At 62.0% G+C, this 14,707-nt stretch carries 10 protein-coding genes; 5 read left to right on the forward strand and 5 right to left on the reverse strand.

Translation table 11 applies throughout. The features are described from left to right. The first annotated feature begins 67 nt into the window (after positions 1-67). The 3 genes from CRO59_RS01450 to CRO59_RS01460 are packed head-to-tail and all read left to right on the forward strand — an operon-like array spanning position 68 to position 3,632. On the forward strand, positions 68-1,969 hold the full coding sequence (locus CRO59_RS01450) for a sensor histidine kinase (protein WP_097086060.1): 1,902 nt from the start codon (positions 68-70) through the stop codon (positions 1,967-1,969). Beyond that, positions 1,966-3,294 carry a sigma-54 dependent transcriptional regulator gene (locus CRO59_RS01455; protein WP_097086062.1) on the forward strand — a complete coding sequence of 443 codons (1,329 nt, stop codon included), beginning with the start codon at positions 1,966-1,968 and terminating at the stop codon, positions 3,292-3,294. Before CRO59_RS01450 ends, CRO59_RS01455 begins: the two co-directional genes overlap by 4 nt. Before the next feature lie 8 nt (positions 3,295-3,302). Continuing rightward, entirely contained in the window at positions 3,303-3,632 is a 330-nt protein-coding gene (locus tag CRO59_RS01460) for a GlpM family protein (protein ID WP_177408932.1), read from the forward strand. A 177-nt stretch (positions 3,633-3,809) separates the two neighbouring features. Here CRO59_RS01460 and CRO59_RS01465 read toward each other — a convergent pair whose 3' ends face one another. Then, a complete protein-coding gene (locus tag CRO59_RS01465; RefSeq protein WP_097086066.1) occupies positions 3,810-4,844 on the reverse strand; it encodes an alpha/beta fold hydrolase in 1,035 nt (344 codons plus the stop codon). 257 nt (positions 4,845-5,101) lie between these two features. Between CRO59_RS01465 and CRO59_RS01470 the strand changes: the two genes are divergently transcribed. Next, positions 5,102-10,264, forward strand: coding sequence for a dermonecrotic toxin domain-containing protein (locus CRO59_RS01470; protein WP_097086068.1), 5,163 nt, complete (start codon positions 5,102-5,104; stop codon positions 10,262-10,264). A gap of 118 nt (positions 10,265-10,382) precedes the next feature. Then, on the forward strand, positions 10,383-11,300 hold the full coding sequence (gene metR, locus CRO59_RS01475; protein ID WP_007968856.1) for a transcriptional regulator MetR: 918 nt from the start codon (positions 10,383-10,385) through the stop codon (positions 11,298-11,300). 217 nt (positions 11,301-11,517) lie between these two features. On the opposite strand, the gene CRO59_RS01480 is transcribed toward metR, so the two are convergent. The 4 genes from CRO59_RS01480 to CRO59_RS01495 all read right to left on the reverse strand — a co-directional run bounded on the left by CRO59_RS01480 (position 11,518) and on the right by CRO59_RS01495 (position 14,543). Next, the gene (locus CRO59_RS01480; RefSeq protein ID WP_097086070.1) at positions 11,518-12,015 is read right to left on the reverse strand and encodes a GNAT family N-acetyltransferase; all 498 of its coding nucleotides are present in this window, start codon (positions 12,013-12,015) and stop codon (positions 11,518-11,520) included. A 2-nt stretch (positions 12,016-12,017) separates the two neighbouring features. Further along, positions 12,018-12,656 (reverse strand): LysE family translocator, encoded by a 639-nt coding sequence (locus CRO59_RS01485; RefSeq protein ID WP_096795594.1) that lies wholly within the window; start codon positions 12,654-12,656, stop codon positions 12,018-12,020. A gap of 23 nt (positions 12,657-12,679) precedes the next feature. Then, entirely contained in the window at positions 12,680-13,114 is a 435-nt protein-coding gene (locus tag CRO59_RS01490) for an NUDIX domain-containing protein (protein WP_097086072.1), read from the reverse strand. A gap of 67 nt (positions 13,115-13,181) precedes the next feature. Beyond that, positions 13,182-14,543, reverse strand: a complete 1,362-nt coding sequence (locus CRO59_RS01495; protein ID WP_096795592.1) for an HD domain-containing phosphohydrolase — start codon at positions 14,541-14,543, stop codon at positions 13,182-13,184. Between the last annotated feature and the right edge of the window lie 164 nt (positions 14,544-14,707).

Genomic DNA, 14,707 nt, shown 5'->3' on the forward strand with positions numbered 1-14,707 from the left:
GCCCGCTCCCACATTGGATCGATGATGATCCAGAGATTTGTGTGGTGGTTGACCCAAGGCAACTGTGATGAAATGCGACCCCAATCTCTATCGCGCAGCGCCGCCATCACTTGCCGTGAAGCCCCGTCTGATTCGCCATCTGTTCCTGCCGCCGCTGATCATCATCCTGATGATCGGACTGGGTTACATCGGCTTCTGGACCAGTGAACATTTCGGCATCCGCAGCCTCAGCGAAAACGGCCAGCGTCAGCTTGAACTGCACGCGCGCACCGTCGAAAGCGAGATCAGCAAATACACCTACCTGCCCAGCCTGCTGGAACTGGAAACCAGTGTCCCGCAACTGCTGGCCGACCCGACTCCGGAACACCGGCAAACGGTCAACGCTTACCTTGAAGGCCTGAACCGGCGCAGCCGCAGTCGGGCCATCTACGTCATGGACACTACCGGCCGCGTCATGGCCACCAGCAACTGGCGCGACGTCGACAGTTACCTCGGCGAAGACCTGTCCTTTCGCGCCTATTTCCAGAACGCCGTGCGCGGCGAGCCCGGACGTTTCTACGGCATCGGCAGCACCAGCGGCGAACCCGGTTATTACCTCGCCCACGGTCTGGAAGAACACGGCAAGATCATCGGCGTCGCCGTGGTCAAGGTGCGCCTCGAAGCGCTGGAAGAGCGCTGGCAACGCGCCCGCCTGGAAGCCTTCGTCAGCGACGAGAACGGCATCATCATTCTTTCCAGCGATCCGGCGCGGCGCCTGAAATCGGTGGTCCCGCTGAGCGATGAAACCAAAGAGAAGCTCGCCCGCAGCCTGCAGTACTACTGGTTCCCGCTCAACGAACTGCAACCGCTGGCCCGCGAAACCCTGGCCGACGGTGTGGAGAAACTGACCTTCCCGGCCAACAGCGAACTGAGCGCCGATGACGACAGCATCAGCTATCTGGCGCAGACCCGACCGCTGAGCGACACGCCATGGAATTTCACCCTGCTCACGCCGTTGCAGGACTTGCGTCGTGAAGCGATCAATCAGGGCATCCTGGTGGCCGTGGCCTTCGCGCTGGTGGCGTTCCTGCTGATCGCCTGGAACGAGCGGCGCAAGGTCATCGCCACCCGCCTCGCCGCCCGCGAAGCCTTGCAGGAAGCCAACAATCAACTGGAGCGTCGGATTACCGAACGCACCGGCGACCTGCGCGCCAGCAACGAACGGCTCAAGAGCCAGATCCGCGAACGGCGCCAGGCCGAAGAGACCCTACGTCGCGCTCAGGACGAACTGGTGCAGGCCGGCAAACTCGCGGCCATCGGCCAGATGTCGACCAGCATCGCCCACGAACTGAACCAGCCGCTGGCGGCGATGCGCACCTTGTCCGGCAACACCATTCGCTTTCTGGAGCGCGGCCAGCTCGACGTCGCCAGCACCAACCTCAAGACCATCAACGACCTGATCGACCGCATGGGCCGGATCACCGCCAGCCTGCGCTCGTTCGCCCGGCGCGGCGACAATGAAGGCCAGGCCAGTCTCGGCAAAGCGGTGGACGCGGCCCTGCAACTGCTCGGCGCGCGGGTCGAGGGCATGGCGCTGCAACTGCACCGGCAGTTCAGCGACGTACAGGTGCAGATCGACCAGACCCGCCTCGAACAGATTCTGGTCAACCTGATCGGCAACGCCCTCGACGCCATGCAGACGCAACCTTCACCGCAGCTGTGGCTGGAAGGCGAAGAGTTCAACGGCAAATATCGCCTGCGGGTGCGCGACAACGGCCACGGTGTCGACGCCGAAGCACGCAAGCATCTGTTCGAGCCGTTCTTCACCACCAAACCCGGCGAACAGGGTCTGGGCCTCGGCCTGACCCTCTCCGCCAGCCTCGCTGCCGCCACCGGCGGACACCTGGGTGTCGAACACCCGGTCAGCGGTGGCACCACCTTCGTCCTCAGTTTACCGTTGGTAAGCCCTACTCCTGCCGAGCCAATATGAACCACGACCTTAGTGTGCTGATCGTCGAAGACGACCCCCATGTGCTGCTCGGCTGCCAGCAGGCGCTGACCCTGGAAGACATTCCCTGCATCGGCGTCGGCAGTGCCGAAGAAGCGCTGGAGCGGGTCGGCGACAACTTTGCCGGGATCGTCATCAGCGACATTCGCCTGCCCGGCATCGATGGCCTGGAACTGCTGACCCGCCTCAAGGCGCGCGACCGCAGTTTGCCGGTGGTGCTGATCACCGGTCATGGCGATATCTCCATGGCCGTCGGCGCGATGCAGAAAGGCGCCTACGATTTCATGGAGAAACCGTTCTCGCCGGAGCGCCTGGTGGACGTCGCTCGTCGCGCGCTGGAGCAACGCAGCCTGGCTCGGGAAGTGTCTTCGCTGCGTCGGCAACTGGCCGAACGCGATTCCCTCGAAGGCCGGATCATCGGGCGCTCGCCAGCCATGCAGAACTTGCGCGAGCTGATCGCCAACGTCGCCGACACCTCGGCCAACGTATTGATCGAAGGCGAGACCGGCACCGGCAAGGAACTGGTCGCCCGTTGCCTGCACGACTTCAGTCGTCGGCATGCCAAGCAGTTCGTCGCGCTGAACTGCGGCGGCCTGCCGGAAAACCTCTTCGAAAGCGAGATCTTCGGCCACGAGGCCAACGCCTTCACCGGCGCCGGCAAACGGCGCATCGGCAAGATCGAACACGCCGACGGCGGCACGCTGTTCCTCGACGAAGTGGAAAGCATGCCCCTGCCCCTGCAGATCAAACTGCTGCGGGTGTTGCAGGAACGCACCCTCGAACGCCTCGGCTCGAACCAGAGCGTGGCGGTGGATTGCCGGGTGATTGCCGCAACCAAATCCGACCTCGACGAAGCGAGCAAGGCCGGCGAGTTTCGCAGCGACTTGTACTACCGCCTCAACGTGGTGACGCTGGAGCTGCCGCCGCTGCGCGAGCGCCGTGAAGATATCCTGCAACTGTTCGAACACTTCACCCAGCAGTCGGCGCTGCGTTTCGACCGGATATTGCCCGAGCTGGACAACCATACCCTGTCGAACCTGATGAGCCACGACTGGCCGGGCAATGTGCGTGAGCTGCGTAACGTCGCCGAGCGCTTTGCCCTCGGCCTGCCGGCGTTCAAGAAGTCCGGCGCCAGCAGCGGCGGTCAGGGGCTGGCGTTCGCCGAAGCGGTGGAAGCCTTCGAGCGCAACCTGCTCAATGACGCCTTGCAACGCAGTGGCGGCAACCTGACCCAGGCCAGTCAAGAACTGGGCATGGCCAAGACCACGCTGTTCGACAAAGTGAAAAAGTACGGGTTGAGCCACTGATGGATCTGATACTCAAAGCGGCACTCGGCGCGGCGGTGGTGGTGATCCTCGCCGCGCTGTCGAAGACCAAAAACTACTACATCGCCGGACTGGTGCCGCTGTTTCCGACCTTCGCCCTGATCGCCCACTACATCGTCGGCAAAGGTCGTTCGATCGACGATCTGAAGGCGACGATTGTGTTCGGCATGTGGTCGATCATTCCGTACTTTATCTATCTGACGACGCTGTACGTGCTGGTGGACCGCATGCGCCTGGAGGCTTCACTGGCGGTGGCGGTGGTCGCGTGGCTGATCGCGGCGACCGTGCTGGTCACGGTCTGGGTGCGCCTGCACAGCTGATCACAGCCTTGGCTTCACTCAGGATCTGCCGGCTCGCCCCGGATACACCTGCCTACTCATTGAGTGACAGTGATGGCCCCTTCGCGAGCAAGCCCGCTCCCACATTTGAAATGCGCTCCCCTTGTGGGAGCGGGCTTGCTCGCGAAGAGGCCCGAATCAACACCGCCAAAACCTCAGCTACAGCAGGTTGCCGCTTGCCACCGGCTCGATCTGCGCCCAGTGCGAGGTGTCTTCACGGTGCTCTTGCAAATACGGCAAAACCGCCGCCAGCAATGGCGCCTTGAACGCCTCCTGAAAGCGATGAGCCAGCCCCGGAATCAGCTTCAACTGACTGCCACGAATGTGCGCCGCCAGATGCACGCCGTGCATCACCGGCAACAGCGGATCGGCCGTGCCGTGCACCACCAGGGTCGGCACCCGCAGTTGATTGAGCAAGGCCACCCGGCTCGGCTCGGCAAGTATCGCCATGATCTGCCGTTTCACACCTTCAGGGTTGAACGCCCGGTCGTAGGCTACCGCCGCCTGATGCAGCAACGCTTGCCGGTCATCGGTGACCGCCGGGCTACCGAGCGCCGCCAGCAGATCGGCCTGCTGCTCCAGCGCCACCTCGCGATTCGGCGCACCACGCCGCGCCAGCAGTTGCACCAGCGCCGCACTCGGTGCCGGCAAACCTTCGGCGCCGGAACTGGTCATGATCAGCGTCAGACTCTCTACCCGCTGCGGTGCCATCGCCGCCAGATGCTGGGCGATCATTCCGCCCATGCTCGCGCCCAGTACGTGAAACTGGTCGATGTGCAACGCGTCCATCAAGCCCAGCGCATCGTCGGCCATGTCCGTCAGCGAATAGGGCGCCGACACCGGCAAGCCGAGTTTGTAGCGCAGCACTTCAAAGGTCAGGTTGGCCTCGACCGGGGCCTGCCGCCAGGTCGACAGGCCGACATCGCGGTTGTCGTAGCGGATCACCCGAAAACCCTGCTGACACAGCGCAACCACCACTTCGTCCGGCCAATGGATCAACTGACCACCCAGGCCCATGACCAGCAACAGCGCCGGATCCGAGGCACGGCCGATGCTCTGGTAGGCAATGCTCACTTGTTGCAGATCGACATGTGCGGTCGGCACATTCACATCGCAACGCGCCGCCGCGAACGCTGACGTACCGAATAAAAACGCGACCAAAACGGCCGCGAGTGAAAAAAATCCCTTGCTCATGAAAAACACCGAAACGCAGAACCCCAGTAGAGCGCGAGTCTGATGAAGTTTGTTCAAGCGCGCTGCCACAGTTGCGTGACAGTTTGATGAAGATTGCCGAGCGGTCATTTGTGCAGGCCGTTGAGCAGGCGGACACACTCTGCAAACAGACCAGCGCAAAGCGATACCCCAGTACCACACCCGCCTCCGACGTCTGACCTCTAATGGCTTGAAATCCGGCTCAGCCCGGTCTTTCAAGCCATTGGAATCCTTTCATCATGTTCGACCTCCCCCCCCCCGCCACGGTCGATTTCGGCCTGCCCCATCCGTTGCCGAAAAATCTCGATCAGAACCTCCACCAGCAGTCCAGCGCGTGTTTGCGCGATTGTCATCGGCAGTGGCGGGCGTTGATGGCGCAAGCCGCGCGCGACGATTGGGATCAGCGCGCAACCGGTACGCCGTTTTCGCGTCGGGATCAGGCGCTGCTTATCTATCGCCAGCACTTCGAGGCGAGCTGCCTGAATGCCCATGCACAAGGAACGCTACAGGCCGCGCCCCTGCAGAGGCTGCTGACAAGCGTTGACCCGCAGACCACACACAGCGACGTTGCCATCCGCCAGCCACGACTCGCACGCCGCGATGACAGCCAGATCACGTTGCCCGGTGCGCTGCTGATTCGTCTCGACCCGACGCGACATTTACTGTATCTGCCCTCGCACGACCCGGCACTGCAGCTGTTCCGGCAACACGCCGATCTGCAGGACTGGCTGATCAGTCATTGCCGGCAGAGCGGGCAATACTCACGGCTGGAGGCGGTGACACTGGTCGAGCCGGTGCTCGGTCAGGATCCGCTGCGCCTCAACCTGCAAATGCTGTTCACGGGTTCAGCGTCGACGAGTGACTTCCACGAGCTGATCGGCGCACCGTCCGAACTTGCGATCGACGCGTTGCCTGCCTCCGATGACGTCGCGCTGTTCGGTCTGCTGAGTCCGGACATTCCCTTCAACCAGCGCAGTCGGGCGCTTGATGTTGAGCAGCGGGCCCTCGAGCGCTTGCTCGGCGACGCCGCTGCAGCAGAGCTGAACAACCCGCAACGCCAACAACTGGCGCAGCATTTCGACGCACTGAGTGAAGCCCGGCAAGCCAGCCACGCTGCCGCTTCAGCACTGCTTGAGAGTCGCGATCCGCTGAAAATGCTCGAGCTGCGTCATGCCACGAATGCTCATCACCACGCCCTGCTTCAGGCCCGTATCGCAGGGCTGCGCGCCGAGGTCGAACTGCAAAGGGCGCTGGATCAGCTGACCGTCGAGGAGCATCGGCGAATCATCGCGATGCTGGACGCACCGGGGCGCCATCTGCCGACAGCGGACGGGGTTATCGCCCGCCTATCGCTGGCGGCGGCAGATCAGAACATGACCGCCGTCGAGGAGCTGCATGGCGTACTGATCATAGCGACGACCGCCGCACTGGAGCCTGACTCGAGCGACAGCCTGCTGCTTTACTGGCCGGGCGAGTTCGGCGGGCTGCAACGTTTTACTTCACGTACAGCGCTGGCACAGGATCTGTTCAAACATTCGCCGAACGACGGCGGGCTGACCCTGCACCTGACGCCGCTCACGGGGGACCCTCTGGCCTGGTCCCTCGATCAACAGCTCTATCAATGCGAACAGCAGGCCGCGCAGATCCTGCGCGACAACCCGCTGCCCGGCCGTGCCGACCAACGCCGGGCCGAGATGGAAAAGCTGCGCGAACAACACCTGCAACGCTTGACCGTAGCGGTCGCGCAGGCCCGCGAACGGGCATTTACCGAACGTCAGGCGCAAGATCGCAGCGCGGCGCTGGCCGGCAACCTGCCTGCATGGTTTGAAAAGCTGGATGACGCGCCACGTGCACGGATCAAAACGCTGATCAGCCAGTACCTCGGCGCCATGCAACGCGCTCATGCGTTGCTCGAACGGGAATTACCGCCGCGTCAGGCCTTCGCCGAACAACGCATCGACGCCCGCTTGCGCGCAGACTTCGCGCTCAAACAAAGCGTGAGCGTGAGCCTCGACCTGCCCGACTCGACCTTCTGGCAAAAAACCGTGATGGAAGGCGCCGCGCCTGGCACACCGCAACGCAATATCCTGACCGCGAGCGACAAGCGCGGCGACCTCACCCTTGAACAACTGGCACAGGAAAACATCGATCAGGAGGTGCAGTGGCGCCTGTCCTTCATGCGGGCCAGGATCCGCGCCGAGAACCCCACTGATCGACAGCGCCTGGAAGCCGGGATCACCCCGGCCTATTTGCGCAATCTGGTAACAGAGCTGGATCTGCCCGGACGTTACGAAGAACTGATTCGTCAGGCATTTTTCGGCGCGCCGGGAGAACCGGCGTTTCAGCAGGCCTGGCGCCGTGAATGCCTGAGCGAACCGTGGCGGCTGATGCTCAGGTTGCAAGGTGAGTTCGCGCTGCTGCAACGGCACATCGACAATGCAGGCCATGCCGTGCTGAAAGTCGCCATCGAGGCGAATACACCTCAGGCGTATGCCGTGAATGGACAACGCATCGCGCTGCTGCCGGTGCACCTGACCGTCGGAGGAGAGGACACCGCGCATCAAGGACCGAGCACGCTCGCGGGTGTCACATTGATTGTCGAGCAAACCAGTGGCCTGACGCTGCTGTACCTGCCCGACAGCCCCGACGCGATCCTCCTGCGTCAATACGAAACGCTGGAACAGGCGCGGGTCGATCTGTTCAGGCGTTGTGTGGACAGCAAAATGGTCAGCTACCTGGCCGGACGCGCCGTGAGCGGCGATTTTGCCAGCCATGTCAGCCGGATCAACCAGGCCCAACTGCGCAATTTCGATGCGCTGATCGGCGTCGGGATGGCCTGGCCGGCGACCACATCGTTGGCCATTCATTTATTGAACGTGCACATGGGCCGGTTGCTGGAGGCCCATCGCAGCAGTTCACGTTCCAACGATGCGTTGTATCTCGAACGCTGTGCACTGAAGTCCGGGGCGTTGTTCAACTATCTGAAAATGGCTATCGGCATGTTGCCGTTCGTGGGCGCGGCCGTGGCCCTGTATGACGCCTGGAACAGTGCCAATCTGGCGGTCGCGGCGTTCTTGCGCGGCGAGCTCGGACATGGTCTGTCGGAGGTGGAAGCGGTGCTGCTGTCGCTGATCGACGCGGCAATGGATGTGCTTCCCGGAACCGTCTCGGCCCCCGCAGCCGCACGTCTGGCCAGCCGCCAGCGGCAACGCGCGGCACTGGGCAGATCCGCCGCGATGTCGACGTCCTGGCAATGGACCAGGCAGACGCTCGAGCGTTTCAAGGGTTACGAGTACGAATTCGAAATCTCCCTCGCCGGCCTGCACCCGGCCACCCACGGTGTCTATCGCAACGTCTACCGCCACGCCGATGGCGACTTCATCGTTCGTCAGGGCCGTATCTATCGGGTTCAGCTCAGCGATGCGCCGCGTGGCTGGAGGCTTTATGGCTCACGGATGCGCAGCTACAAACAACCGATCGCCCTCGACGAAAACGGCCAGTGGAACACCCATTACGCGGTGTACGGCACCGTTATGGACGGTGGCGGTGCCGGCGGCGGCGCGGTGCTCGGACATCTGGCCGACGGCATGGACCCGCTCTGGCCCGCGCCAATTCGCCAGTGGTTGCCGCGCTGGTGGACCGATCGGCAACTGCGCAGGCAATTGACCCTGACCAATACCGTCGAGGCCTATAGAAGACGCCTGAAGGCCCAGATAGATACCTCCAACCAGTTGCTGAAAAAGCATCAGAGTCTTGAGTTCGCCCAGCGCAAGCCGCTGCAGGCGGAGGTCGACACGGCCTGTGTCAACGACATCGACAGGGCCATCCAGCTTTTTCAGAACTCGGACGAACTGCTGCCTCTGAGCCACGGCAACAAACGCCAACAGCTCAAGGAGCTAAAGAGCGGCAGTGCATTACTGGTGGTAGACCGGACGGTAGAACGCGCGACCATCGCCCGCGACCGACTGCTCGAATACCTGAACCAGATCGATGCTCTGGTCGCCGAATCGGACGCCACGCCTTACCACCACACGGCAGCGCATGTGCACCTGATGGGCCGACGCAAGCTGATTCGCAAGGCTTTTCTCAAGGAGTTCGATCACCTGCACGCGACCATTGAACAGGCCAACCTGTGGAAGACTCACATCAACCCCACCCAGAGAGCCAAGATAGAAGCCGACATCACAGCCCTCAACCGCAATTACGGCGAACGCACTCACTATTACCTGAGAACCGCACATCTGTTGGAGACCATTACCCGATACGAAGCGGTCGATGATTTGTACTGGATGTACTTCCACACGCAAATGAAGGAAGCGAGGGGAAAAGTCGGGCGCGCGCTCCTGACCCAGCATCACCTGCCAGAGGTCAGCGCCAGTCTGGTTCAGCGCAAACAGGTGATCGAGGATTGCCTGCAGATCTATGCCGGTTTCCGTCGTCAGCTCAACGCCTGGACACTGGGTTATGCGCAGCATCTGGATCTGGAACAGGTCGGGCCATTCCTCGATGGCCTGAGCAAGGTTGAAGAACACGCGCGGCACTCGATCAAACAGCGCCCGCCGATCAAACCGAAGGAGCCCGGCGGCAGGCAACTGTTCGAAACCGAGGACAACCAGTTGCTGATCGGTACCGAAAGCATTGACCCCGGCACCCGGGAAAAACGCTTCACCGTCGAAGGCATCGACGGTTTCCGCGAAACCTGGCTACAGCGCTCCAGCGGTAAATACCATCTGCCAGCCCAACCCGCGCAAGCCGCTGCACCACTGCCTACCGATGTTCAGCCGTTGCTGGCCGAGGCGCGAAAACGTCTCGCGGCGGTTACGGCCTACAGCAACCGGGTTCAGGCCTACGCTCCCCAGGACATGCTGCCGGTGGATCTGGAACACATGCTCGTCAGCGAAGCGACCGAGCTGAGCACCCGCGCACAGACCATCGAGCAATTGTCACCGGTTGAACCAGTGGTGCGGCAACTGCGCGACACGGCCGCTGAACTGCGGCGCACCGGCCGCACGCTGCGCATCGATCAATCACTGCGCAGCAAGACACCCACCGAAGGCTATCTGGACTATTTGCTGCAACAGCAAGTGGTGGATATCCGCCGCGAAGGTTCATTGCGGGCACTGGGCAAACGCGCTGACGGGCGCAAGGATTTCCTTCAGGAATACCAAGTGCGCGACCTCACCAGCACGCCGCCACGCACGCTGTGGTATGCGCACTTTCACTACACCTCGGACAAGGTGCCGTTCGCCGACTTCGTCAAAGCCCATCTGAAATTACCGGAACAACGCAATCTTGGCCTGCAATGGCAGCAGGCCCAGGCCGCAGGCGGTGCGCAGGTCGAAGCGATCTGGCGTGGCGATATCGGCAAACCGCTGGGCATTCGGCATTTCGCAGATCTCTAAGGCAAAAAGCAGCGGGGTACTGGCTGTGCCCCGCTGCTTGAGCGGTCGACAGGGTCGTCAACATGAGACAAACTCACCGCTTTCGTCCTGATCACAAATTTTCCTCATGGGGCCAGCAGTGCTTGAAATCCGTCATCTGAAAACCCTGCATGCCCTGCGCGAGGCCGACAGCCTGGTCGATGCCGCCGACCGTCTGCACCTGACCCAATCGGCGCTGTCGCACCAGTTCAAGGAACTGGAGGAACGCCTGGGCATGCCGTTGTTCGTGCGCAAGACCAAACCGGTGCGTTTCACCAGCGCCGGCTTGCGCCTGCTGCAACTGGCCGACGCGACCCTGCCGCTGCTGCGCGCTGCCGAACGCGACATCAGTCGCCTGGCCGGTGGCACCGCCGGGCGCCTGCACATGGCGATCGAATGCCACAGCTGTTTCCAGTGGCTGATGCCGACCATCGATCAGTTCCGTGACGCCTGGCCGGAAGTCGAACTCGACCTCGCCTCGGGCTTCGCCTTCGCCCCGCTGCCGGCGCTGGCCCGCGGTGACTTGGATCTGGTGGTGACTTCCGATCCGCTGGACATCGCCGGCATCACCTACGTGCCGCTGTTCACTTACGAAGCGATGCTCGCAGTGGCGAACCAGCATCCACTGGCGAGCAAACCGTACATCGTTCCCGAGGACCTGCTGACTGAAACGCTGATCACCTACCCGGTGGAACGCGACCGGCTGGACATCTTCACCCGCTTCCTCGAACCGGCCGACATCGAACCGGCGCAAGTGCGCACTTCGGAGCTGTCGGTGATGATGATGCAACTGGTCGCCAGCGGCCGTGGCGTCTGCGGCATGCCGCACTGGGCGCTGCACGAATACAGCTCGCGCGGCTATGTAAAAGCCAAGCGCCTGGGCGAAAAAGGCCTGTTCGCCACACTGTACGCCGCGATCCGTGCGGACATGCTGGATGCACCGTACATGCGCGATTTCCTGCTGACCGCCAAGGACACATCATTCTCGACGCTGGATGGGGTTAGCGCGGTTCGTTGACACCAAGGTGCCTCATGACTGACGGTAAACCGAGAACATTTGCGAGACAAAAAGATTCATTGTGGTGAGGGGATTTATCCCCGATGGGCTGCGCAGCAGCCCTGAGACCTGTGCACTCGGTGTTTCAGATAGCCCGCGTTTGTAGGATTTGGGGCTGCTTCGCCGCCCATCGGGGATAAATCCCCTCGCCACAAAAACCTCTCACTTAGGGGGACGATCAGAGTTGTCGCCACATGTGAATCTTGTCGAAGTAGTCTTCGCCGACCCGTACCGCCAGCGGCTCCAGTCCGAACTGGATGAAGCCGCAGCGCTGGTACAGCTTGAACGCGGCGTCGTTGCCGGCGGTGACGGTCAGTTGGATGAGTTTCAGTGCCGGATGGGTGTGTGCTTCGGCGATGGCGGCCTGCACCAATGCATGGCCCAAACCGTGCTGACGAAAATCGGCTGAGACGTACATGCCGAACAGGGTCGACTTATGGCGGGCCTTTTCTCGCGGCTCGAATGCCAGGCCGACGATGCCGGCCAGTGTGCCTTCCTCGAACGCACCGAGCACCACGTCGAGCTTGCTGGTCAGCCGCGCTTCCCACCAGCTCAGCGGCATCACCGCGCGCTCGCGCACGCTGGAGGTGAAGGCCTGCGGATGGCGGTCGTAGGCTTCGAGCATCAGCTCGCGGTAAGCCAGGGCATGACTGGCGTCGAGGCGTTCGATCCACATGTTCAGGCCGTCCTGCGTTGTTCAAGCATCAGACGCACCGCCAGACCGGCGAGTACAAATCCCATGAAGTAACGCTGCAGCGCCAGCCATGTCGGATTGCGCACGAACCACGACGCAATGCCCGCCGCGAACAGCGCGATCAGCAGATTGACGCTGAAACTGACGCTGATCTGGGTCAGGCCAAGAATGATGCTCTGGGTGAACACAGAACCGTGTTCGGGGCTGATGAATTGCGGAAACACCGAGAGGTAAAACACGGCGATTTTCGGGTTCAGGGCGCTGGTAAGAAAGCCCATGGTGATCAGTTTGCGCGACGAATCCGCCGGCAGTTGCTGCGCTTCGAACGGCGAACGCGCACCGGGTCTGACCGCTTGCCAGGCCAGCCACAGCAGATACAGCGCACCGGCCCACTTCAGCACTTCATAAGCCAGCGGCACCGCCAGAAACACCGCGGTCAAGCCAGCGGCCGCGGCAAACATGTGCACGAAAAATCCCGCGACCACACCGAGCAACGAGGTGACTCCGGCCTTGCGTCCCTGACAGATCGAACGCGAGATCAGGTAGATCATGTTCGGCCCCGGCGTCAGTACCATCAACAGCGCGGCGGCGGCGAAGATCAGCAGGTCTTGAAGCGGGATCATGGCAATGTCCTTTGCGTGAATGATCAGGCGAGCGCCGTCAGTGAGCTGCGATAAAACGGCAGGATCAGGTCGCGTGTCAATGGCGCCAGAACCACAGCAGGATCAGTGGCGGGATCAATCCAGAGCACTTCCTCGATTTCGGCAGCGGGCGTCACATCGGCGACGATGGTCAACTGAAAAATCTCCGCTTGCACCACAAACCCCGGCTCATTGGCGGCCGGTGCCGAGAACTGGCCAAGGAAGCAGGCCTGCGCCGGGTCGATCTGCAGGCCCAGCTCTTCTTCCAGCTCGCGGGCCAGTGCGTGCACCGGCAACTCATGGGCTTCGATCTTGCCGCCCGGTTGCATGAACGCCGTGGTGCCGCGCTTGCGCACCAGCAGAGTCTGGCCTTCGGCGTTGAGCAACAGCGCCGCGGCGATACGGATGAGGTTTGGAGCGACAACGGATGCAGAGGTCATGGGTCAGCCACCGGCCTGGAAAAACCGCAAGGATCCCATGCCCGGCCTGATTCAGTCACCTCACAGGTCACTCCCCCTGAGCCTTGAGCGCGGTTTCATCCTCCTCGGGCAGCTTGACGAATATCTTGTATTTGCCGCCCTCCATGGCTTCGAAGGCAATCAGCTTTTCCACCAGCAGTGCGCTGAGCACCTTGCCGGCGTTGAGCAGCAGCATGCCGTTATCGGCATTGAGATTACGCGCCAGAATCATCCCTGCCGCCAGGTCCCGGGTGGTCAGCACCTTGACCGACGGGTCGGCGAGGGTGACGTCGCCCAGAAATGCCGCGCACACCTGAATGAAATCTTCGACCAGCTCGGGATCATACAAACGCCCGGCGTACTGCCGCAGGTAGAGCAGGGCTTCGTCGCTGTTCAAATGCCGTTCGAGGATCAGGCCGCGTTGCAACTCGACGAAATCCACTGCCAGTTTCAGCAACCGCGACCCCAACGGAATCGCCTCGCCCTTGAGCCGGTCAGGAAAACCGCTGCCGTCCCAGCGCTCCTGGTGATGCAGGATCAGACGGGCCGCGTCCTTCATCGGGTCAAGCGTCATCAACAGCGATTCGCTCTGCTTCGGATAGCTGCGATAACGCTCGCGATCGGTATGGCGCAGCAAGTCCGAAGGCGTGGTCATCATGCCGTCGGTCCAGCTCAGTTTGCCAATGTTGTACAGCGCGGCGGCCATGGTCAGATCACGGCTGGTGGCCTCGTCCAGACCGTGCTGTTTGCAGTAGCTGCGCACCAGTTCGATGATCTGCCGATTGGTCTGCTTGGCAGGCGGCAGACGCAAATTGGCCAGCAGCGAGAACACTTCGGTGCCGGTGACATAGCTGTGTTTGAGTTCTTCGTAGGCCAGGTCAAGCATGTCGGCGGTCTGCTGCAGTTCGGCAGTGCGCGCCGCGACGTGCTTTTCCAGGGTGCTGTTGAGCAGCTTGAGCTGGTCGTTCTGCACCTGGGTCAAGCGCTCCAGACGTAGGCGCTCCTGCTCGGAATGCTGATGTTCGAGGGCTTGGCGCAGGATCAGCAGCAACTCCTCGTCATTCCACGGTTTGCTGATGTAGCGGTGAATCTGCCCGTCGTTGATCGCCTTGATGATTGCCGACGGGTCGGCATAACCGGTGAGCATGATGCGCACGGTCGCCGGATAGCGTTGACGGACATGCGCCAGTAACGAGGCGCCATCCATGTTCGGCATGCGCGCATCGCTCATCACCAGGTCCACTGGCTGTTGCTCCAGCATCTCCAGCGCCTGGGCACCGCTGGTCGCCAACAGGACGTCATAGGGCTGCCCCCGCAGCAGACGACGCAGGCTGTTGAGGATCGATTCCTCGTCATCGACCAGCAACACCTTGGGTCGATGTACCGGCAAAGGGGCGGATTGCTCTTCCATGGCTTGGCCTCAAGAAACAGGGTTGACGACACATCGACCGACCGCCTCACTGGCCCGCGCCTGAGTCCAAGGCTAGATGATTTTTGACTGCATTCACGCAAATCTTCGCTCACAGGCCACGGCGACGCGCCGGGACGACTATGCTGAACACGGCGCAATACTCC

The sequence above is a fragment of the Pseudomonas sp. LAMO17WK12:I5 genome, from assembly GCF_900215165.1.
In the GTDB taxonomy this organism is placed as follows: domain Bacteria; phylum Pseudomonadota; class Gammaproteobacteria; order Pseudomonadales; family Pseudomonadaceae; genus Aquipseudomonas; species Aquipseudomonas putida_A.

Coding starts and splice junctions, on each gene's coding strand:
- CRO59_RS01450 (WP_097086060.1), top strand. CDS start 68: ATGAAATGCGACCCCAATCTCTATCGCGCAGCGCCGCCATCACTTGCC.
- CRO59_RS01455 (WP_097086062.1), top strand. CDS start 1,966: ATGAACCACGACCTTAGTGTGCTGATCGTCGAAGACGACCCCCATGTG.
- CRO59_RS01465 (WP_097086066.1), bottom strand. CDS start 4,844: ATGAGCAAGGGATTTTTTTCACTCGCGGCCGTTTTGGTCGCGTTTTTA.
- CRO59_RS01470 (WP_097086068.1), top strand. CDS start 5,102: ATGTTCGACCTCCCCCCCCCCGCCACGGTCGATTTCGGCCTGCCCCAT.
- CRO59_RS01480 (WP_097086070.1), bottom strand. CDS start 12,015: ATGTGGATCGAACGCCTCGACGCCAGTCATGCCCTGGCTTACCGCGAG.
- CRO59_RS01485 (WP_096795594.1), bottom strand. CDS start 12,656: ATGATCCCGCTTCAAGACCTGCTGATCTTCGCCGCCGCCGCGCTGTTG.
- CRO59_RS01490 (WP_097086072.1), bottom strand. CDS start 13,114: ATGACCTCTGCATCCGTTGTCGCTCCAAACCTCATCCGTATCGCCGCG.
- CRO59_RS01495 (WP_096795592.1), bottom strand. CDS start 14,543: ATGGAAGAGCAATCCGCCCCTTTGCCGGTACATCGACCCAAGGTGTTG.